The organism is Williamsia sp. MIQD14, assembly GCF_051025635.1.
Taxonomy (GTDB): domain Bacteria; phylum Actinomycetota; class Actinomycetes; order Mycobacteriales; family Mycobacteriaceae; genus Williamsia_A.
Map to the genome: position 1 here is coordinate 176,186 of NZ_JBPFDG010000001.1, position 20,635 is coordinate 196,820.

Consider the following 20,635-nt stretch of genomic DNA (forward strand, 5'->3'; position numbering starts at 1 on the left):
GGTGGTCGTCACTCCCGGCCGGTTCCGTCCGACGAGTGTCCGTGCATGGGTGAGGCCGGGGCATCCGCGACACCGGCGACGCGGCGGGCGTTCGACTGCAACTGATCGAGGGCCTCGTCGAGGATCCTGACGTCACCCTGGCCCAGGACCGGCACCACCGTGGTGAGCGCGACGGTCAGTGCGGTGTAGGCGTCCCCGTCGGGCAGCGTGATCTGCATCGCCGCGGCCATCGAGTCGATCTCGCCGAAACTGACCGTGGTGCCGTCGAGTTCGACGGCGACGGCGTCGGGGTCGACCGACGACGCGACGGCGACGAGGTCAGGCAGCGCATCGACCTCGGCGACCGGTTCCGCCGTGGGGCCGTCGGAGAACACGAGATCGCCGACCACCCGGTCGGGATGGGCACCGATGTCGGCGAGCAGACGTGTCCACCGATCGACGAGCCGCCGCACCGTCTCGTCGTCGAAGAGGTCGGTCGCGTAGATCATGCGCCCGGTCATCGCCCCGTCGGATCGACGCCCGGTGGGGTCGGTCGGGAACAGGATGAGCTCGAGATCGACCTTCGCCGCGACGGTGTCGGTGACCTGCGGGGCGATCCGAAGACCCTCGACCTCGACCACCGGGAACTCGAGGTTCTGGAATGCGAGCATGACCGAGAACAGCGGGTTCGGTGACCCTGTCGCCCTCCCCGTCACCGCCGGACCCGACACCCGGGCGACGACGTCGTCGAAGGCCACGTCGGCGTGGGCCATGTCGGTGAGGTCGTCGGCGCGGACACGGTCGAGGAGATCGGTGAACCGCTCCCCCGGATCGATCTCGGTGCGCAGCGCGAGGGTGTTGACGAACATGCCGACGACATCGTCGAGTGCCTCATCGAGGCGACCGGAGAACGGTGTGCCGATGACGATGTCGCCCCGACCGCTCAACCGCGACAGCAGGACCGCGTAGGCGGCGTGGACGACCATGAACAGCGTGGTGCCCGTCGACCGTGCGACGGCCGACAGCGTCGTGACGAGGTCGGCCGGGATCGTGAGATCGACCGCCGCCGCGGCATCGGACGCGACGGCCGGTCGGGGACGGTCGGTGGGCAGCGCGACCGGGCCGGGAGCGGCGTGCAGGCGCCGCGCCCAATGGTCGAGTTGGCGCTGCGCGCGCGACACCCCGTCGGCGTCGCATGCCGCGAGACGCTCTCGGTGCCACGACACGTAGTCGGCGTAGTGCAGCGGCAGCGCAGGCCAGCTCGGCGGAACAGCGTCGCGGCGGGCGAGGTAGGCGCGCACCAGGTCACGTCCGAGCGGACGGAGCGACACCCCGTCTGCGCTGATGTGGTGGACCACGAAGACCAGCTCGTGGTCGTCGGTGCCGCGGCGCACCACGGCCGCCCGCACCGGCAACTCCGCGGTGAGGTCGAAGCCACGGTCGCACAGTGCGGCCACCGCGGACGCCTCCTCGGCGGGATCGGTGTCGATGATCGACACCTCGAAGTGGGAGGCGACCAGTTCGGCGGGCAGGATCACCTGCGCGGGTTCGGATCCCACGAGGGGGTACACCGTGCGGAGCGTCTCGTGGCGTGCGACGAGGTCGACGACGCCCGCGCGCAGCGCCTCGACGTCGAGTGCACCGGCGAGGTGCAGTGACAGGGAGATGTTGTGCGACCCGGATGTCGGGTCGGCGTTGTTGACGAGCCACATGCCGCGCTGGGCGCCGGAGACCGGCACGACCTCGGAGCGACGTCGGGTGGTCAGCGGCGGGGCGTCGTCACCCGCGGCCGAGGCGCCGGACCCGGGCGCGCTCGATCCCAACGCACCGACGAGCGTGGCGACGCTGGGGTTCTCGAACAGGATCCGCAGCGGGAGGCGACGATCGAGCAGTCGCTCGAGTCGCGAGACCACTTTGGTCGCCGACAGCGAGTTGCCGCCGATGGCGAAGAAGTCGTCGTGGACCCCGACCTGCTCGACGCCGACGACCGACTCCATGACCCCGGCCACGATCGTCTCGAGTTCGCTGCGGGGGGCGACGAAGTCGTGTCCCGATCGCAGCTCCACCGGGGGCAGTGCCGACCGGTCGACCTTGCCCGAGCGGTTGCGTGGCAGGTCGTCGATCACCATCACGGTGTGCGGCACGAGGTGCGCGGGGAGGTGTCGGCGGGCGTGGTCGACGATCTGCTCGGGGACGAGCACCGCACCGTCGCTCGGCGTCACGTAGGTGACGAGCACGGTCTCGCCGTGGGTGGTGGTGGCACCGACGCTCACCGCACGGTCGACACCGGGGTGGCGGCGCAGGACGCCGTCGACCTCACCGGGTTCGATCCGCATGCCGCGCAGTTTGATCTGGAAGTCGTTGCGGCCGTGGTAGACGAGTGCGCCGTCGCGATGCCGGGAGACGAGGTCGCCGGTGCGGTACATCCGCACGCCGGGCAGGAACGGATGCGCGACGAAACGCGTCGCCGTCAGCGCCGGACGTTCGTGATATCCGCGGCCCACGCCCGCGCCGGCCAGGTAGAGCTCGCCGATCACCCCGCCGGCCACGGGCCGCAGCCAGTCGTCGAGGACGAGCGCGGCGAACCCGGGGACGGGACGGCCGATGGTGACGGGGGCGTCGGGACGCAGGCGCGCGACCGTGGTCCAGATGGTGGCCTCGCTGGGCCCGTACATGTTGAACAGCGACCGGTGCGGGGCGTCGAACTGTGCGACCAGTTCCGGCGGGACCTTCTCGCCGGCGAACCCCATCAGCGTCACCTCGGTGAGGGCGGCGGGGTCGAGTGTCGCGGCAACCAGCGGCGTCACCACGGCATGGGTAACCCGGTGGCGGACCATCAGTGCGGTCAGCTCGTCGCCGGCGAACACGTCGGGCGGAGCGATGACGAGTTCGCCACCGGCACACAGCGCCATGAGTATCTCGTACACCGAGACGTCGAAGCTCGGCGACGCCACGTGCAGGTGTCGCCCACCCGGGTTCGCGCCCATGATGGAGCGCTGTCCGTCGACCATCGCGGTGAGCCCGGCATGGGTGATCGCGGCGGCCTTGGGTCGCCCGGTGGAGCCCGAGGTGTAGAGCAGATAGGCCAGGTCGTCGATGCGTACCGGGCGGCGGATCTCCTCGTCGCGGACGGGCGCTCCGCTGTACCCCGCGAGCGCCAACTCGAAGGCGACGTCGTCGATCGCCACCCACGGCACCGAGGAGGCGGAGTCCTCGACGGTGTTCTCGCCGAGGGCGTCGCGCACCGTCAGCCCGAGGACGGCGGCGCTGTCGGCGACGAGTTGCGCCCGCCGGGCCGGCGGGTTGGCGGGGTCGATGGTGACGAACGCGGCGCCGGTCTTGGCCACGGCGACCAGTGCGGCGACCGAGTGCGCCGAGCGTGCGATGGCGATGGCGACGACGTCCCCGGGCCCGACGCCGCGCGCGAGGAGTTCGCGCGCCATCTGATTGGTCCACGCCTCGAACACCGACCACGCCATGGTGATCTCGCCGGAGACGGCCGGGGCGTCGGGATCGGCGACCCGGGCACCGGTGGCGAGGAGATGCCGCAGCGGCTGCGGCGACGCCGACACCAGCGGCGGTGCGGCCGCAGCGGCGATGCGGTCCGGCGCGACGAGGTCGATACGTCCGACCGGCCGCGTGGGTGCGTCGACCATGGTCTGCAGCACCCGCTGCAGCTGCCGTCCGAGTTCGACGGCGGTCTCTCGGTCGAACAGGTCGGTGGCGTAGGTGATCTCGAGGCGGTAGGCGGCGTCGGCGATGCGGTCCGCCGATTCGGTCAGGGTGAGCGTCAGATCGTATTTCGCGGCGCGGACGCGGGATCGGTCGGTGAGCGGGATGGCCCCGACCCGGTCGAGCGCGGCCAGCGGGTCCACCTGCATGGTGAGGGCGACGCCGACGAGCGGCGGGTGTGATGATCCACGACGCCGGGCGACGGCGTCGACGACCCGCTCGAACGGTATGGCGCCGTGGGCGATCGCCCGCGCGGCGGTGCGGTGGGAGACGGCGATGTGCTCGGCGACCGACACGACGGGGTCGATGCGGCTGCGCAGGACGACGGTGTTGACGAACATCCCGATCAGTCCGGCGGTGGCCGGGTCGTCGCGACCTGCGACGGCGGTGCCGATGCACACGTCGTCGGTGCCGGCGAGACGGCCGAGGACGACGGCCAGCGCGCTGTGGACCACGGCGAACGGCGTAACCGACAGGTCGCCGGCCAGGTCGCGGACACCGTCGGCCAGTGCGGCCGGGATCACGGCGTCGACGTGATCGCCGGCACCGCTGGGGATCTGCGGGCGTGGGCGGTCGGTCGGCAGCGTCAGGATCTCCGGCGCGCCCTCGAGTTCGTTTCGCCAGAAGTCCAGCTCGGCCCGGGCTGCCGGGGTCGGGTCGTCGACGTCACCGAGGCGCGCGCGACTGCGCAGGGTCGCGTCGGCGTACTGCAGGGTCAGCGGCGCGAAGTCCGGCGCCCGGTGCGCGCGGCGCGCGGTGTACGCCGTCATCAGGTCCGCCAGCAGCGGCGGCAGTGACTGGCCGTCGGCCGCGATGTGGTGGACCACGACCACCACGACGACATCGGTTGCCGGCGAGGAGTTCTCGTCGGCCGTGGTGGCGGTCGACTCGGCGACGCCGGGGTGGTCGACGACACCCGGGGTGGGGACCCGCAGCAGCCGCGCCCGGACCGGCAGCTCGCGGGTCAGGTCGAAGCCACGCCCGACGATCTCGCCGATCGCGTGGTCGAGGCGGTCGGCCGCGACGGTGACGACGTCCCCGATGTCGGCGGTGACGCCGGTGACCGCCTCCGGCGCGGCGGTGATCTCCTGCGCCGGTTCACCGTCGATCGACGGGAACCGGGTGCGCAGGATCTCGTGGCGCGCCACCACGTCGCCGACGGCGGCGATCACGGCGTCGGTGTCGGTGTCACCGGGTAGGCGCAGCGCGCCGGGCATGTTGTAGGTCGGCTCGTGCGGCGCCATCCGGTTGATGAACCACAGGCGGGTCTGTGCCGGCGACAACGGCAGGATTGCGGGTCGTGCCATAGCGACCACCCCGTCGGCCCCGTCGACCTCGGAGACGTGCAGGGCCCGTTCGGCCAGTTCCCCGATGGTGGCGGCGTCGAAGACGTCGGTGAGGGCGAGGTCGAGGCCGTGTCGGGACCGCATCATCGACACGAGCCGGGCGGCGACGAGGGAGTCGGCGCCGAGCGTGAAGAGGTTGTCGCGCATGCCGACCTGCTCGCGCCCGAGGAGATCGGCGATCGTCGCGGCGAGGGCGATCTCGACCTCGGACTCCGCCTGCGCGTGCTCGACCCCGGTGCGGACGGTCGGTTCGGGCAGCGCGCGACGATCGACCTTGCCCGACGACGTGACCGGGAACTCGTCGACGACGACGACGGCGCCGGGCACCATGTGGGCGGGCAGCCTGCGCCGGGCCGACGCCATCACCCGGTGCTCGTCACCGGCGGCGGCGTCACCGCGCACATACGCCACCAGCAGCGGTGCGGGACCGAGATCGGTCCGGGCGATCACCGTGGCCGCGTCGACCCCGTCGACGGACTCGAGCACCGACTCGATCTCGCCCAGCTCGACACGTTGTCCACGGATCTTCACCTGGTGATCGTCGCGACCCAGGTACTCCAGTACGCCGGAGTCGTTCCAGCGCACCAGATCACCGGTGCGGTACATGCGATCACCCGGTGCGCCGTACGGGTCGGCGACGAACCGCTCGGCGGTCCGGTCGGGGGCGCCGACGTAGCCCAGGGCGAGTTGGCGTCCGGCGATGTGCAGTTCGCCGACCACGCCGACCGGCACCACCCGCAGCGCCGGGTCGAGGACGTAGACGTCGGTGCCCGCGACCGGCCGACCGATGGGCACGATGTCGGCGTGCCCGTCCACGGTGTGCGCGGTGACGTCGACCGCGGCCTCGGTGGGGCCGTACAGGTTCACCAGCGTCGCCGACGACCCCGCAAGCAGTCGCCGCCCCGCCGACACCGACAGCGCCTCACCGGAGGTGAAGACCTGCCGCACCGATGCGGGCAGGACCTGCTCGGCGTCGAGGTACACGTCGAGCATGGCGGGGACGAAATGCACGGTGGTGACGTCGTGGCGGGAGATGATCTCGTGTAGGTACCGCGGGTCGCGGTGCCCCCCGGGGCGCGCGATGACCATCGTGGCCCCGGTCATCAACGGCCAGAACAGTTCCCAGATCGAGACATCGAAGGTGGTCGGCGTCTTGTGCAGGATCACGTCGGTCGCCGACACCGGGTGGTCGGACTGCATCCACCACAGCCGCGTGAGCACCGCCGCGTGGTCGACCACGACACCCTTGGGGACGCCGGTCGACCCCGAGGTGAAGATGACGTAGGCGGGTCCGACGCCGACGAGGCGATCGGCCACGCGACGCGCGTGCTCGGCGGGTGGGCGAGGCGGGGTCCAGCCGCCGTCGATGGTCACCCTCGGCTGCACGATCGCGGTGATCGCGGTCCGGCGGTCGCGCGCCTCGTCGGGGTCCACCGGTACGTACACCGCCCCCAGACCGAGCACCGCGTAGACCGCACACACCTGCTCGACACCGCGCTCGAGTGCGATCACCACACGGTCGCCCGGTACGACACCGGCGTCGACGAGCTGCGCGGCCAGTTCTCGTCGCCGGTCGTCGACGGCGCGGTAGGTCAGCACCACGTCGTCGGTCACCAGCGCCGGCGCGTCCGGGGTGCGCGCGACGCCGCGGAGGAAGGGCGCCAGCAGGTGGGTGTCGGCGGCGGGCGAATCGGTGTGCGACACAGCGTTGTTGCGTCCGAGATCGAGCACCGCGTCGTGTTCGCCGGGCAGTAGCAGCTCGATTGTGCGCACGGGTCGGTCGAGATCGGCGAGGAGTCGTTCGACGTACGTCAGGAAACGCGTGAGGTGTTCGTCGAGTTCGCTGTGGGAGTACAGGTTCGGGTTGCCGTGCAGGTCGACGACGAGCCGTTCACCCGGTCCGGCGGAGTAGAGGTTGACCCGCAGGTCGTCGAGGATCCCCGAGGACAGGATCTGGTAGTCGGTGCGCGCACCGTCGATCGCGATCGGTCGGTCGAAGAACACGAGGTTCACGATCGGACCGAACGATGCCGCGCTCGCGTCGGTGAGGCCGGCGTGGCCGCGGATGTCCTCGTAGCGGTAGCGCTGGTGGCGTAGGACACCGGTCAGCTCGGTCTGCACGTCGCGGATCAGTGCGCGCCCGGAGATGGTGCCGAGGTCACCAGCCCGGACCGGCAGCATGTTCGACACCATTCCGCTGGCGCGCTTCATCTTCGCCGCGGCGCGGCCGGTGACGGGAAGGCTCAGCACGACGTCGTCGGTGCCGGTGACCGCGGCGAGATACGCGGCGAACGCCGCGGTGAGCACGGTCGCGACCGAACTCGAGGTCTCGGCGGCGGAGGCCTCGATCGCCCCCTGTGTCGTCGGGTCCAGGCGGGTGCTGGCCACCACGTTAGCGGGAGAGAGTCGGGCCGATGTGGCGCGACGGGCGAGGGTGACCCGTTCGGGCAGGTCCGCGACGCGTTCGACCCAGTGCCGGCGGTCGCCGTCCCGACGGGTGCTGTCGCCGTAGGCGGCGTCGTCGGCGGCGACCTCGGCCAGCGACGCGCGCGGCGGGTGGACGTACTCCTCGCCGCGCGACATCGCGTTGTAGCGGTGGACCGCCTCGTGGAGGCTGTTCAGCGCGGAGTACCCGTCGAACGCGATGTGGTGTCCGCGGAGGTACCACAGCGCCCGGTCGTCGGCGACACGGATGAGGCGGGAGATCGCGATCGGATCGCGGGTGAGATCCATCGGGCGGCGGTGGTCGGCGGTCATCCACGCCTGCGCGGCGGCCAGGGGGTCGGGATCGGAGCGCAGATCCATCTCGGTGACGTCGAAGTCGATGTCGGGGTCGACGAGCACCATCGGCACGTCGTCGACGAGCTCGATGCGGGTGTACGCCGATTCCAGCGAACGGGCGGCCTCGCGCACGGCGCGGCGGAACAGGTCGCGGTCGAGGGGGCGGTCGACGTCGGTGATGTCGAGGTAGTGCGCCACGGTGACCGAATAGTCCCGCTGCAGGTTCTCGGCGAACCACATCCCCCGCTGCGCCGCGGTCATCGGGATGCGGTCACCTCGACCGCTGGTGCCGGGGCTCACACCCCCATCGCTGTACGCACACATTGGTTTGTTCATCGTTTCTGTCGGGACCTACGTAACCGATTGCTCGGGTCGATTTCTCTACGCATGCCCCCGCCTGCGCTCTCCGGCTCGGTCAGCATACCGAGCGCGACTGTGCAGTTGTCCAAAGTTCACTCGTTCGCAGTACCGGTACAGGCCATCGATGGTGTCATGAGTCCCCAGCCGTTTGCGCGGCGAATCATATTGCGCCACATGCGCATCACATGCCTCATCACCCTCATGGGCACCGAACGTTCGATCTGTGCAGATGGGTGTTGTCCGGCAATCCGGGCCACCGGGATTGACAGGTGACTCTCAGCGGACCGTCAGGCCGTCACGCCTCGCCGCCACGCCCATGGCCGCGATCGGGTCACCGGGCCGGGCGAGGAATTCGTCGAGGAAGTCCAGGAAACCGTCGAGGTGGGCGGCGATCTCGGCCTGGGAGTACATGGTCGAGTTGCCGTGCAGATCGACGCGGATGGGCAGGCCCGCGCCGGCCTGATAGAGGTTGACACGGAGGTCTTCGAGGATCCCCGAGGACACGATGTGGTAGCTCACCCGAGCACCGTGCAGGTCCAGCGGCTTGTCGAAGAAGACGAGGTTCACGATGGGCCCGAAGGTGACGCGGCGCTCGTCGATATCGGCGATCCGGGCGATGTCGGCGAACCGGTACCGCTGGTGGCGCAGGCATCCGGTCAGTTCGGCACCGACGGCAGCGACCAACGTCTCGGGCGTGTGGCGTGCGACGTCGTCGACGCGGACCGGCAGCATGTTCGCGACCATGCCGCCCGCGCGCTTGATCTTTGCCGTCACCCGCCCGGTGATGGGCAGGGTGAGGACGATGTCGTCGCGGCCGGTCACCACGGCGAGGTACGCGCCGAAGGCCGACGCGAGCAGCGCCGCGGCGGACCCGCCGAACTGCTCGGCCCGCGCGTCGAGCGCGGCGCGGGTGTCGGCCGACAACTCGCGGCCGGCGATCGCGTGATCGGGGTGCAGACGACCGGAGTGCTCGCGTGCCAACGACACCGGAGCCGGCAGATCGGCGACACGCTCGGCCCAGTACACGCCGTCGGCCTCGCGTCGGGAGCCCGACCGATAGCGCTCGTCGTCGGCGGTCACCTCGGCCAGCGTCGCCCGCGGCGCGACCTCGTACTCCCGGCCCGACATCGCCGCGTTGTAGCGGTCGACGCCCTCGTGCAGGCAGGTGAGTGCCGCGAACCCGTCGAAGGCGATGTGGTGACCGCGCAGGTACCAGAAGGTGCGGTTGTCGGCGACACGGATGAAGGCCGACACCGCCATCGGATCGGCGGTCAGGTCCATCGGTGCGGTGTGGTCGGCGCGCATCCACTCCTGCGCGGCGGCCAGGGGATCGGGCTCCGAGCGCAGGTCCACCGTGGCGACGTCGAACGGGACGTCCGGATCGACGAGCTGTCGCGGTAGGCCGTCGACGAGGACGAAGCGGGAGTACGCCGTCTCCAGCAGCCGTGCGCCCTCGATGACGCCGCGGCGGAACACCTCCGGATCGAAGCGGTGTCCCCCATCGCCCTCGTCGTCGACGATGTCGAGATAGTGCGCGACGGTCACCGAGTAGTCGTCCTGCAACTGCTCGGCAGCCCACATCTCCTCCTGGGCGGCCGTCAATCCGAAGGTGTCGGGCCCGAACAGGACGGGCTCCTCCGGTGTTCCCACGGCCTCGGTCACGGCCATCCCCTCCCCGATCGGCTCCCCCGCCGATACGACGAACGATGGTAACCGACGCCGCCCGCGCGAATCCGGTGTCGGTCAATCGTCCTGTGATACAACGCTCCGATGAGCACACCGAACGACCCCTGGTCGAACGACGACGAGAAGCCCGACCTCCGGAAATCGACTCCCCCGCCGTATCCCGGCGCCTCGGAACCGGTGTATCCGCCTCCGCCCGGCCAGTCCCCGTACGGACAACCCCAGTACGAGCAACCCCAATACGGACAGCAGCCGCCCTACGGGCAGCCCCAGTACGGACAGCAGCCGCCGTATGGCCAGCCCCAGTACGGACAGCAGCCGCCGTATGGCCAACCGCAGTTCGGTCAGGCACAGTTCGGGGCGCCCGGATTCGGGGTGCCCGCTTTCGGTGCGCAGGAGAACAACACGCTCGGCGTGGTCTCGCTGGTCACCGGCATCCTGTCGATCCCGGCACTGCTGCTCTGCTACCTCGGGGTGCCGTTGGCGATCGCGGCACTGATCACCGGCTTCCTCGCGCGGGGCCAGATCACCCGCGAGCCCGCCCGCTTCCGCGGGACCGGTCAGGCGACGGCCGGGATCATCTGCGGGGCGATCAGCCTCGTGTTGCTGGTGCTGCTGATCGTGCTCATCGTCGCGGTCGGACTGAGCTCACCGACCGATTTCTGAGAATTGCGGCAGAGACAGAACGACCCGCCACCGCCGATCCGGTGGCGGGTCGTTCCGCTCTACGTGGGTCGTGATGCGAGAGGGCCTACTTGGCCTTCTCGAGGACCTCGACGAGGCGCCAGCGCTTGGTGGCGCTCAGCGGGCGGGTCTCCATGAGGCGCACGCGGTCGCCGATGCCGGCGATCTCCTGCTCGTCATGGGCCTTCACCTTCGAGGTGGTGCGGATGATCTTGCCGTAGAGGGGATGCTTCACGCGGTCCTCGAGCTCGACCACGATCGTCTTCTGCATCTTGTCGCTCACGACATAACCGACGCGCACCTTGCGCTGTGCGCGCGGCTTCGTTTCGGGAGTGCTCACAGTGGTGTCCTTCTCGCTCATGCGTCGTCACCGACCGTCGCGTCGGAGTCGGGGCCGCCGGCGAGTCCGAGCTCGCGCTCACGCATCACGGTGTAGACGCGTGCGATCTCGCGACGGACCAGCCGCAGACGGCGGTTGTTGTCGAGCTGTCCGGTCGCCATCTGGAAGCGCAGGTTGAACAGCTCCTCCTTCGACTCGCGGAGACGCTCGAGGAGTTCTGTGTCACCGAGCTCGCGGAGCTCGGCGGCAGCGATACCGAGTGCCATCAGAACGACTCCTCTCGTGTCACGATGCGGGTCTTGATGGGCAGCTTGTGCTGCGCGCGGCGCAGGGCCTCGCGAGCGGTGTGCTCATCGGGGTAGCTCATCTCGAACAGCACGCGACCGGGCTTGACCGGCGCGACCCACCACTCGGGCGAACCCTTACCGGAACCCATGCGGGTCTCGGCGGGCTTCTTGGTCAGCGGGCGGTCGGGGAAGATGTTGATCCACACCTTGCCGCCACGCTTGATGTGCCGGTTGATCGCGATACGCGCGGACTCGATCTGGCGGTTGGTGATGTACGCGCTCTCCAGTGCCTGGATGCCGTAGTCACCGAACGTCACCTTGGTGCCGCCCTTGGCCTGCCCCTTGAGGCTGGGGTGGTGCTGCTTGCGGTGCTTGACCCGGCGTGGGATCAGCATGGGTCAGCCCTCCTGGTTCTCTGTCGGGGTCGCCGGGACATCGGCGCCCGCGGGCACGGAGACCGGGGCCTCGGTGACCGGTGCGACCGACGCGGTGTCGGCTGCTGCGCGGCCGGCCTCGGTGCTGGTCGCGGTGGTGCCCGAGGCACCACTGCGGCGCGGACGGGCCGGACGCTCACGGCGGGGGCGGTCGCCGGCCGGGGCCGACGCGGCGGTGAGCTCGCGCTTGCCGCCGACGATGTCGCCCTTGTAGATCCAGACCTTCACGCCGATGCGGCCGAAGGTGGTCTTGGCCTCGTACAACCCGTAGTCGATGTCGGCACGCAGCGTGTGCAGGGGCACGCGGCCCTCGCGGTAGAACTCGCTGCGGCTCATCTCGGCGCCGCCCAGACGACCCGAGCACTGCACCCGGATCCCCTTGACGTTGGGCTGACGCATGGCCGACTGGATCGCCTTGCGCATGGCGCGACGGAACGCGACACGGTTCGAGAGCTGCTCGGCGACACCCTGTGCCACCAGCTGCGCCTCGGACTCGGCGTTCTTGACCTCGAGGATGTTGAGCTGCACCTGCTTGCCGGTCAGCTTCTCCAGGTCGCCACGGATCCGGTCGGCCTCGGCGCCACGGCGACCGATGACGATGCCCGGACGGGCGGTGTGGATGTCGACGCGGACGCGGTCACGCGTGCGCTCGATCTCCACCTTGGCGATGCCGGCGCGCTCGAGGCCGGTGGCCAGGAGCTTGCGGATGGCGACATCCTCTTTCACGTAGTCCGCGTACTGCTTGTCGGCGTACCACCGCGACTTCCAGTCGGTGGTGATACCCAGACGGAAGCCGTGCGGGTTGATCTTCTGGCCCACTACTGAGCTCCCTTGCTTGTCTTCGCGGCGGCCTTTTTGGGTGTCTTCGACCGGCTGCGACCCGACGGGGCCGAGGCGGTGACACTCTCGACAACCACGGTGATGTGGCTGGTGCGCTTGCGGATCCGGAACGCACGCCCCTGGGCACGCGGACGGAAACGCTTCATCGTGGGGCCCTCGTCGGCGAACGCCTGCGAGACGACCAGCGTCCGCCGGTCGAGTCCCAGGTTGTTCTCCGCGTTGGCCGCGGCACTCGCGACGACCTTGGCGACGGGCTCGCTCGCGGCCTGCGGCGCGAACAGCAGGATGTCGAGCGCCTCGTCGACGTTCTTACCGCGAACGAGATCGATGACGCGGCGAGCCTTCATCGGCGTGACGCGAACGAACTTCGCGGTGGCCTTGGCCGTCGGGTTCAGAGTCTCCGGGCTCTTGGCTGCACTCATCGCCTCTTCGCCTTCCGGTCGTCCTTGATGTGTCCCTTGAACGTGCGCGTCGGTGCGAACTCACCGAGCTTGTGTCCGACCATCGAATCCGAGACGAACACCGGCACGTGCTTGCGACCGTCGTGGACGGCGAAGGTGTGACCGATGAAGTCGGGGATGATCGTCGAGCGGCGCGACCAGGTCTTGATGACCTGCTTGGTGCCCTTCTCGTTCTGGACGTCCACCTTCTTCAGGAGGTGGTCGTCGACGAACGGGCCTTTCTTCAGACTGCGTGGCATCTGCTACTCCCTCCTGCTTATCGCTTGTTCTTGCCGGTACGGCGGCGGCGGACGATCAACTGATCACTGGGCTTGTTGCGGCGGGTACGGCCTTCCGGCTGTCCCCACGGGCTGACCGGGTGGCGACCACCGGAGGTCTTGCCCTCACCACCACCGTGCGGGTGGTCGACCGGGTTCATGACGACACCACGGACGGTGGGGCGCTTGCCCTTCCAGCGCATACGGCCGGCCTTGCCCCAGTTGATGTTGCTCTGCTCGGCGTTGCCGACCTCGCCGACGGTGGCGCGGCAGCGCACGTCGACGCGGCGGATCTCACCGGAGGGCATACGCAGGGTGGCGTGTGCACCCTCCTTGCCCAGCAGCTGGATCGAGGCGCCGGCACTGCGGGCCATCTTCGCGCCACCACCGGGACGCAGCTCCACGGCGTGGATCTGGGTACCGGTCGGGATGTTGCGCAGCGGCAGGTTGTTGCCGGGCTTGATGTCGGCGGTTGCCCCCGACTCCACGACGTCGCCCTGGTTGAGCCCCTTCGGCGCGATGATGTACCGCTTCTCGCCGTCGAGGTAGTGCAGGAGCGCGATGCGCGCGGTGCGGTTGGGGTCGTACTCGATGTGAGCGACCTTGGCGTTGACGCCGTCCTTGTCGTTGCGACGGAAGTCGATCAGTCGGTAGGCGCGCTTGTGCCCGCCACCCTTGTGCCGGGTGGTGATGCGTCCGTGCGCGTTACGACCGCCGCGACCGTGCAGCGGGCGGACGAGCGACTTCTCCGGGTGGTCACGGGTGACCTCGGCGAAGTCGGCGCCACTGGCGCCGCGGCGGCCCGGTGTCGTCGGCTTGTACTTACGAATGGCCATGAGTCTTCTTGTCCTCTACTTCTTCCCAGGGGTACCGGCGGCGTCAGCCGACCGGTCCTCCGAAGATCTCGATGGGCTTGCTGTCTGCGGTCAGCGTGACGATGGCGCGCTTGGTGTCCTTGCGCTTGCCGTAGCCCGACCGGGTGCGCTTGCGCTTGCCCTGACGGTTGGCGGTGTTCACGCTCACGACCGAGACATCGAAGATCTTCTCGATGGCGATCTTGATCTGGGTCTTGTTGGACTCCGGGTGCACGATGAACGTGTACACGTTGTCCTCGATCAGTCCGTAGGACTTCTCCGAGATCACCGGCGCGAGGATGATGTCGCGCGGATCTGCCTCAACAGTCATCTCAGGCCTCCTTCTCGTCTGTCTTCACCGCGCGCGAGACGAACGCGTTGAGCGCCTCGACGCTGAACACGACCTCGTCGGAATCGAGCACGTCGTAGGTGTTGAGCTGATCGGGCGTGATCGGCAGCACGTACTGCAGGTTCGCGACCGACTTCCACGCCGCGGTGTCCTCGCGGCCGATGACGACCAGGAACTTGCGGCGATCCGACAGCGCCTCGAGGAACGTCCGCGCGGCCTTCGTCGACGGGTCCTGCCCGGCGACGAGTTCGGTGATCACGTGGATGCGCTCGTTGCGCGCCCGGTCGGAGAGGGCTCCGCGCAGGGCGGCGGCCTTCATCTTCTTGGGGGTGCGCTGGCTGTAGTCACGCGGCTTCGGGCCGTGCACGACGCCACCACCGGTGAACTGCGGTGCGCGGGTCGAGCCCTGACGGGCGCGGCCGGTTCCCTTCTGGCGGTACGGCTTCGCGCCACCGCCGGAGACCTCTGCGCGGGTCTTGGCCGAGTGCGTGCCCTGCCGTGCGGCGGCCTGCTGCGCGATGACCACCTGGTGCATCAGCGCGATGTTCGCCGGTGCGTCGAAGATCTCGGCGGGCAGGTCGACGGTGCCGTCGGTCTTGCCGTCGGCCGTCTTGACGTCGAGGGTCAGCTTGGTGGCTGCGTCACCCGTCGACTTCGTGGTGTTGACGCTCATACGGTCACACCGCCTTTCACTGCGTCGCGGACGATCACGACGCCGCCCTTGCGACCCGGGATCGCTCCCTTGATCAGCAGGAGGCCGGCCTCGGCATCGACCTTGTGCACGGTCAGGTTCTGGGTGGTGACGCGCTCGTTGCCCATACGTCCGGCCATCCGCATGCCCTTGAACACGCGACCCGGGGTGGCGCAGCCACCGATCGAGCCGGGTGCGCGGTGGACGCGGTGGGCACCGTGGCTCGCGCCCAGGCCCTTGAAGCCGTGACGCTTCATGACGCCCGCGAAACCCTTGCCCTTCGAGGTGCCGGTCACGTCGACGACGGCGCCGTCGGCGAAGATCTCGGCGGTGAGCTCCTGGCCCACGGTGAAGGAGGACGCGTCGTCGACGCGGAGCTCGGCCAGGTGGCGGCGCGGCGTGACGCCGGCCTTGGCGAACTGCCCTGCGACCGGCTTGGTCACCTTGCGCGGATCGATCGCACCGAAGGCGAGCTGGACGGCCACGTAGCCGTCGGTCTCCTGCGTGCGGATCTGCGTGATCACGTTCGGTCCGGCCTTGACGACGGTCACCGGGACAACCCGGTTGTTCTCGTCGAAGACTTGGGTCATCCCGAGCTTGGTGCCCAGGATTCCCTTTCCGTTCTTCTGTGTCATATCTGTGTCAGTCCCTCTTCGGCGCTCTGGCTCGTCTACTGGATGTTGACGTCGACGCTGGCCGGCAGATCGATGCGCATCAGGGCGTCAACGGTCTTGGGCGTGGGGTCGAGGATGTCGATCAGACGCTTGTGCGTCCGCATCTCGAAATGCTCGCGAGAGTCCTTGTACTTGTGCGGCGAACGAATCACGCAGTACACGTTCTTCTCGGTGGGCAACGGCACCGGGCCGACCACGCGAGCCCCGGTACGGGTCACGGTCTCCACGATCTTGCGCGCCGAAGCGTCGATCGCCTCATGGTCATAGGCCTTGAGCCTGATGCGGATCTTTTGTCCCGCCACGCTGTGTCCTCTTCCGTCTGGTGTCTAGTCGGCAGATCGCCGCGCGAGCGCGGCCACAGATGACCACCGCGCGCAGTCGTCCTGCGCGCTGCCGGCGAACCCTCGCCGGTGGTGATCGACACTGTTCATCTGTCGTTGTGCGTTCGACCCGCCATGACATGCGTCGATGCGGGCCTGGTCGAGCTGGCCGGGTGCGGATCTCTCCGACACCCGAGGTCGGGCGTGTCGTTCGCTCGAACACATCTGTGGCGACGTGCTCGGGCGATTGCGTCATCTGCCGTGAACCTCACCGATCCGGCCACATGATGGCGCCGAGACCGGAAATCCGTGCTTGTCGAACGAGTGCGGTCCGATGCCCGAAGCAGTTCGTCTCCGCTTGCTCCGTCAGCCACACTCGAACCTGATCGAGGCCGCACGAAGACGCGAACCCGATCAGGGCAACCCGAACAGTATGCAACAGATGCCGGTCGAGGCCAAATTGCTCCGACGGGGCCGACGACCGGGCGTGCGACCCACGCTCGAGCGGGTCTTCACAGTGTCTGCACATGATCTGCGCGGCACATCGACAACCGGTCACTACCGTCTCAGCCATGAAGCCAGAGGAGATCGCGGCAGGCGAGATCGCGGCGGGGCCGTCGGTGCTGGTGGTCGACGACGAACCGGTGATCCGTACGTCCATCGCCGAGCGGATGCGTGCGGAGGGATTCGACGTCCGTACCGCCGACACCGGCCCCGACGCCCTCGACCGACACCGCGAGTCGGTGCCCGACGTGGTCATCCTCGACCTCATGCTTCCCGGGATCGATGGCCTGGAGGTGTGCCGGCAGATGCAGGCCCACACCCCGACACCGGTGTTGATGCTGACCGCGCGGTCGGAGGAGACCGACCTCGTCATCGGTCTGGGGGTGGGTGCCGACGATTATCTGGCCAAGCCGTTCTCGATGCGCGAGCTCGTCGCCCGCACCCGCGCGCTGCTGCGCCGCGCCGAGCGCTACCCCTCCCCCGACGTCACCCCGGCCGGGGCGGACGTGGCGGCGTTCGGGGACCTGCGCATCGACCACAGCGCCCGACAGGTCGCCGTCGCCGACGCGGCCGTGCACCTCACGCGCACCGAGTTCGACCTGCTGGCCACCCTCGCACGCCATCCCGGCGCCGTGCTGAGCCGCGGACAGCTCCTCGAGACGGTGTGGGGATGGGCCGACGCCGGCGAGACCCGCACCGTCGACTCCCACATCCGGTCGCTGCGACAGAAGGTGGGTGCGCACCGCATCCGGACCGTGCACGGGGTCGGCTACGCGCTCGACGCCCGCCCCGACGCGACCGCCCGGACGTGACGCCGGGGCTGCCGCGACCGCTCGACGCGATGCGGTCGTTCAAGTTCAAGACCTCCGTGGTGGTCGGTACCGCGCTGTTCACCTCGAGCGTGTCGTTCTGGGTGACCGCGCAGTGGCAGTTCCGGTACGCGCTGCTGATGGCCCTGGCGGTCGCGTTCGTGGTGACCTGGGTGCTGGCCCACGGCATGACCTCACCGCTGCGGGAGATGACCGGCGCGGTGCGGCGGATGTCGCAGGGCGACTACTCCGGACGTGTGCGGGCCACCTCCCGCGACGAGATCGGCACCCTCGCGACCGCGTTCAACCAGATGGCCGCCGACCTCGCCGAGACCGACACCTACCGTCGCGAGATCGTCGGCAACGTCGCCCACGAGCTGCGTACGCCGGTCGCGGCGCTGCACGCCGTGCTGGAGAACCTCGTCGACGGCGTCCGCACCCCCGATCGCGACACCCTCGAACTGGCACTGAACCAGACCGAACGGCTCGGCCGGCTCATCACCGACCTCCTCGACCTGTCGCGGATCGAGGGCGGCGCCGTCGCCCTGCACCGGGGTCCTGTCACGCTGCACCGCTTCGCCTCCGACGCCGTCGCAGAGTGTCGCCTCCGCAACCTGAGCAGCGGCGGATCCCGCACCGACGTCGTGTTCTGCAACGCCGTCCCCGCCGACCTCACCGTCGAGGCCGACGAGGCGCGGCTGCACCAGGTGTTCGCCAACCTCCTCGACAACGCCACCCGCCACTCCCCACCGGGCGGCACCGTCGAGATCGCCGCGCGGTCCGAACCCGCGGCGACGGTCATCGAGGTGGCCGATCAGGGCTCAGGCGTCGCACCGGCCGAGCGGACCCGCATCTTCGAGCGGTTCACCCGCGGCGGGTCGCGCGACGGTCAGACCGGATTGGGACTGGCGATCGCACGCTGGGCGATCGCCCTCCACGACGGCGAGATCGAGGTCGTCGACGATCCCGACGGCTGCCGCATCCGGGTACGGCTCCCCGCCGCCCGCTGAGGCGTTCCGCCCCGACGTTCGCCGTCCCGTTCCGGACGGCACCCACCACACCCGTTCGATGAGAGGCGATACCCCCATGCCCGAAACAGGCCCGATCGACACACCCCGGACCAACGCACCGATGCCACCACCGGGCCTCCCGTGGGGTGACGACCCGTACGCCGCCGACACGCGGTGGTGGGCCGTCGAGACCGCTCCCGGTGTCCCGTCGCGGGCCCCGACACGCGTCGGCGTCGTGGTGATGATCGCCGCGATCGCGGCGGCGGTGACGATGCCGTCGCAGGCCGCGGGGATCGGGGTGCCGCTCATCGGCCTCGCCGTGATCTCCGCGGTGCTGGTGGGATCGCCGCGCCGCCCCTCGGTGGCCGGGGTCCTCGCCGTGGTCGCGGTGCTCGCCCTGCTGTCGGTCACCGCGTGGCGCAGCGCCGGGTGGGTCGGTGCGGTGTGCCTCGCACTCGCGGTCGTCACTTCGCTCGCGATGGTGGTCGATGCCCGATCGCTGCGGGAGACGGCGTTCGGCGCCGTCACGTCGATCGTGTTCGTACCGCTTGCCCTGCGGTGGATCTCGCGGACCGTCGCCCACGCCGGGGCGGGCCGACGCGTCGAGAACGTCCGGGGCGTCGCCGCGGTCACCGCGGTGACGGCCCTGCTCGCGGTGGTCTTCGGAGCCCTGTTCGCCACCGCCGACACCCGATTCGCCGACCTCCTCGACGACATCACCCCCGACCTCGGCCCGGTGGATGTCGGCCCGCAGATCGTGGTGGGACTCGCGGCGGCACTGATCGTCGCCGTCGGCGCCCACCTGCGCTGGGTGCGGCCGCGATCGGTGCACGGCCCGGCGGCACCCCGACCGCTGGGCGACACCTGGATGTGGGCCGTTCCCGCAGGCACCGTCCTGGCGATCTGCGTCGCCTTCCTCCTCACCCAGGCCCCGGCGCTGTTCGGGGGCGACGACTACGTCCAGACCACCGCAGGCCTCACCTACGCCGACTACGCGCGGTCGGGCTTCTGGCAGTTGTTCGTCGTCACCGGTCTCACCATCGTCGTGGTCTCGATCGCGTGGCGCCGCAGCGCCCGCGACACCCGCGCCGAACGGGTCCTCGCCCGGGGCATCCTCGGCGGGCTCTGTCTCGCGACGCTGGCGGTCGTCGCCTCGGCCCTGCACCGCATGGACCTCTACACCGAGGCGTTCGGCGCGACCCGGCTACGGATCGGCGCAAGCGCCGTCGAGTGGTGGTTCGCCGCCGTCGTGCTCGTGCTCATGGCCGCCGGCGCCGGGCTCGGGACCCGACACGTGCCCCGGGTCGTCGCCGCGGTGACCATCGGCGCCGCACTGGCCTTCGCCGTCTCGAACCCCGACGCGCGCATCGCCGCGACCAACGTCGACCGCTGGTCCGACACCGGCCGCATCGACATCGACTACCTCACCGGACTGTCACCCGACGCGACCGAGGAACTGCTGGACCTCCCCGCGCCGATCCGCGACTGCGCGCTCGCCGCCATCACCGCCGACGTACACGACAACCGACGGTGGACCGACCTCGACCTCGGCCGGGCGCACGCCCGCACCGCCCTGAGGGCAGCCGGCGTCACACCGAAGACGACGTGCGCGCCGCGGTGAGCGGTACGGTGTCGGCCATGACCGAGGCCTCCACCACCCCCGTCCGCCCCGCGACGACCAACTCGACCTACGCGCTGTGGCGTCGGCTGCCGCAGAACGCGATCGGCGCCGCCGTGTTCTCGCTCGGCATGGTCGCCCGCGTCCCCTACTTCGGCACCATCGTGCCGTCGGTGAAGGAACTCGAGCCCGGTCGGTGCGTCGTCACCGCACCCAAGTGGTTCGGCGTGCACAACCACATCGGGACCTTCCACGCCATCGCCGCCTGCAACATCGCCGAATGCGCGATGGGCATGCTGATGGAGGCCACCGTGCCCGACGGCCTGCGCTGGCTGCCCAAGGGCATGCAGTCGCAGTACCTCGCGAAGGCGACCACCGGACTGCGCGCCGTGGCCACCCTCGACGAGCCGATCGACCCTGCCACCATCGGCACCGGAGCCGACGTCGTGGTGGCCATCGCCATCACCGACAAGGCCGGCCTCGAGGTCGTCCACTGTGACATCACCTGCTGGGTGACGCCGAAGTAGCGTTCGCCCGATCACCCCGGCCTCCGACGGCATCCCCAGCGGACATCACCTGCCGGGTGACGCCCAAGTAGCTCTGTTTCGTCCGGCATCCGGCC

The 20,635-nt window shown here is 69.8% G+C and carries 17 protein-coding genes and 1 pseudogene; 5 read left to right on the forward strand and 13 right to left on the reverse strand.

Annotated elements, in window-relative coordinates; all coding sequences use genetic code 11:
* Positions 1-8: 8 nt before the first annotated feature.
* On the reverse strand, positions 9-8,099 hold the full coding sequence (locus ACQ7HM_RS00680; protein WP_434214336.1) for an amino acid adenylation domain-containing protein: 8,091 nt from the start codon (positions 8,097-8,099) through the stop codon (positions 9-11).
* Positions 8,100-8,474: 375 nt separating this feature from the next.
* Entirely contained in the window at positions 8,475-9,866 is a 1,392-nt protein-coding gene (locus ACQ7HM_RS00685) for a condensation domain-containing protein (protein ID WP_434214337.1), read from the reverse strand.
* 102 nt (positions 9,867-9,968) lie between these two features.
* Here ACQ7HM_RS00685 and ACQ7HM_RS00690 point away from each other — a divergent pair, with 102 nt between their 5' ends.
* On the forward strand, positions 9,969-10,547 hold the full coding sequence (locus ACQ7HM_RS00690) for a DUF4190 domain-containing protein (protein WP_434214338.1): 579 nt from the start codon (positions 9,969-9,971) through the stop codon (positions 10,545-10,547).
* Between the two features lie 85 nt (positions 10,548-10,632).
* Here ACQ7HM_RS00690 and rpsQ read toward each other — a convergent pair.
* The 11 genes and pseudogenes from rpsQ to rpsJ all read right to left on the reverse strand — a co-directional run.
* Positions 10,633-10,899: pseudogene (rpsQ, locus tag ACQ7HM_RS00695) on the reverse strand (30S ribosomal protein S17); the annotation flags it as partial.
* A 23-nt stretch (positions 10,900-10,922) separates the two neighbouring features.
* Positions 10,923-11,171, reverse strand: coding sequence for a 50S ribosomal protein L29 (gene rpmC / locus ACQ7HM_RS00700; RefSeq protein ID WP_045823697.1), 249 nt, complete (start codon positions 11,169-11,171; stop codon positions 10,923-10,925).
* Positions 11,171-11,587: a 50S ribosomal protein L16 gene (rplP, locus tag ACQ7HM_RS00705; protein WP_045823698.1), complete on the reverse strand. Its 417-nt coding sequence runs from the start codon at positions 11,585-11,587 to the stop codon at positions 11,171-11,173. The genes rpmC and rplP overlap by 1 nt, the downstream gene beginning before the upstream one ends.
* 3 nt (positions 11,588-11,590) lie before the next feature.
* Positions 11,591-12,445 (reverse strand): 30S ribosomal protein S3, encoded by an 855-nt coding sequence (rpsC, locus tag ACQ7HM_RS00710; protein WP_434214339.1) that lies wholly within the window; start codon positions 12,443-12,445, stop codon positions 11,591-11,593.
* Positions 12,445-12,888: a 50S ribosomal protein L22 gene (rplV, locus tag ACQ7HM_RS00715; RefSeq protein ID WP_055792565.1), complete on the reverse strand. Its 444-nt coding sequence runs from the start codon at positions 12,886-12,888 to the stop codon at positions 12,445-12,447. The genes rpsC and rplV overlap by 1 nt, the downstream gene beginning before the upstream one ends.
* Entirely contained in the window at positions 12,885-13,166 is a 282-nt protein-coding gene (gene rpsS, locus ACQ7HM_RS00720; protein ID WP_045823701.1) for a 30S ribosomal protein S19, read from the reverse strand. Before rpsS ends, rplV begins: the two co-directional genes overlap by 4 nt.
* 17 nt (positions 13,167-13,183) lie before the next feature.
* Entirely contained in the window at positions 13,184-14,020 is an 837-nt protein-coding gene (rplB, locus tag ACQ7HM_RS00725) for a 50S ribosomal protein L2 (RefSeq protein WP_045823702.1), read from the reverse strand.
* A 43-nt stretch (positions 14,021-14,063) separates the two neighbouring features.
* A complete protein-coding gene (rplW, locus tag ACQ7HM_RS00730) occupies positions 14,064-14,369 on the reverse strand; it encodes a 50S ribosomal protein L23 (protein ID WP_045823703.1) in 306 nt (101 codons plus the stop codon).
* Position 14,370: 1 nt separating this feature from the next.
* The gene (gene rplD / locus ACQ7HM_RS00735) at positions 14,371-15,060 is read right to left on the reverse strand and encodes a 50S ribosomal protein L4 (RefSeq protein ID WP_434214340.1); all 690 of its coding nucleotides are present in this window, start codon (positions 15,058-15,060) and stop codon (positions 14,371-14,373) included.
* On the reverse strand, positions 15,057-15,713 hold the full coding sequence (gene rplC, locus ACQ7HM_RS00740; RefSeq protein ID WP_434214341.1) for a 50S ribosomal protein L3: 657 nt from the start codon (positions 15,711-15,713) through the stop codon (positions 15,057-15,059). Before rplC ends, rplD begins: the two co-directional genes overlap by 4 nt.
* A gap of 35 nt (positions 15,714-15,748) precedes the next feature.
* A complete protein-coding gene (gene rpsJ, locus ACQ7HM_RS00745) occupies positions 15,749-16,054 on the reverse strand; it encodes a 30S ribosomal protein S10 (RefSeq protein WP_003938093.1) in 306 nt (101 codons plus the stop codon).
* Between the two features lie 590 nt (positions 16,055-16,644).
* On the opposite strand from rpsJ, the gene ACQ7HM_RS00750 reads away from it, so the two are divergent.
* From ACQ7HM_RS00750 to ACQ7HM_RS00765, 4 genes are all read left to right on the forward strand, one after another.
* Complete coding sequence (locus tag ACQ7HM_RS00750; RefSeq protein ID WP_434214342.1) at positions 16,645-17,388, forward strand: response regulator transcription factor; 744 nt, start codon at positions 16,645-16,647, stop codon at positions 17,386-17,388.
* 29 nt (positions 17,389-17,417) lie between these two features.
* Positions 17,418-18,395 carry a HAMP domain-containing sensor histidine kinase gene (locus ACQ7HM_RS00755; RefSeq protein ID WP_434215588.1) on the forward strand — a complete coding sequence of 326 codons (978 nt, stop codon included), beginning with the start codon at positions 17,418-17,420 and terminating at the stop codon, positions 18,393-18,395.
* 121 nt (positions 18,396-18,516) lie between these two features.
* Entirely contained in the window at positions 18,517-20,016 is a 1,500-nt protein-coding gene (locus ACQ7HM_RS00760) for a DUF4153 domain-containing protein (RefSeq protein WP_434214343.1), read from the forward strand.
* A 17-nt stretch (positions 20,017-20,033) separates the two neighbouring features.
* Positions 20,034-20,540, forward strand: coding sequence for a hotdog fold domain-containing protein (locus ACQ7HM_RS00765; RefSeq protein ID WP_434214344.1), 507 nt, complete (start codon positions 20,034-20,036; stop codon positions 20,538-20,540).
* Positions 20,541-20,635 lie beyond the last annotated feature (95 nt).

Coding starts and splice junctions, on each gene's coding strand:
- ACQ7HM_RS00750 (WP_434214342.1), top strand. CDS start 16,645: ATGAAGCCAGAGGAGATCGCGGCAGGCGAGATCGCGGCGGGGCCGTCG.
- ACQ7HM_RS00685 (WP_434214337.1), bottom strand. CDS start 9,866: ATGGCCGTGACCGAGGCCGTGGGAACACCGGAGGAGCCCGTCCTGTTC.
- rplW (WP_045823703.1), bottom strand. CDS start 14,369: ATGACTGTTGAGGCAGATCCGCGCGACATCATCCTCGCGCCGGTGATC.
- ACQ7HM_RS00690 (WP_434214338.1), top strand. CDS start 9,969: ATGAGCACACCGAACGACCCCTGGTCGAACGACGACGAGAAGCCCGAC.
- rplC (WP_434214341.1), bottom strand. CDS start 15,713: ATGACACAGAAGAACGGAAAGGGAATCCTGGGCACCAAGCTCGGGATG.
- rpsS (WP_045823701.1), bottom strand. CDS start 13,166: ATGCCACGCAGTCTGAAGAAAGGCCCGTTCGTCGACGACCACCTCCTG.
- ACQ7HM_RS00765 (WP_434214344.1), top strand. CDS start 20,034: ATGACCGAGGCCTCCACCACCCCCGTCCGCCCCGCGACGACCAACTCG.
- rplD (WP_434214340.1), bottom strand. CDS start 15,060: ATGAGCGTCAACACCACGAAGTCGACGGGTGACGCAGCCACCAAGCTG.
- rpmC (WP_045823697.1), bottom strand. CDS start 11,171: ATGGCACTCGGTATCGCTGCCGCCGAGCTCCGCGAGCTCGGTGACACA.
- ACQ7HM_RS00680 (WP_434214336.1), bottom strand. CDS start 8,099: ATGACCGCGGCGCAGCGGGGGATGTGGTTCGCCGAGAACCTGCAGCGG.
- rplP (WP_045823698.1), bottom strand. CDS start 11,587: ATGCTGATCCCACGCCGGGTCAAGCACCGCAAGCAGCACCACCCCAGC.
- rplV (WP_055792565.1), bottom strand. CDS start 12,888: ATGAGTGCAGCCAAGAGCCCGGAGACTCTGAACCCGACGGCCAAGGCC.
- rplB (WP_045823702.1), bottom strand. CDS start 14,020: ATGGCCATTCGTAAGTACAAGCCGACGACACCGGGCCGCCGCGGCGCC.
- ACQ7HM_RS00755 (WP_434215588.1), top strand. CDS start 17,418: ATGCGGTCGTTCAAGTTCAAGACCTCCGTGGTGGTCGGTACCGCGCTG.
- ACQ7HM_RS00760 (WP_434214343.1), top strand. CDS start 18,517: ATGCCACCACCGGGCCTCCCGTGGGGTGACGACCCGTACGCCGCCGAC.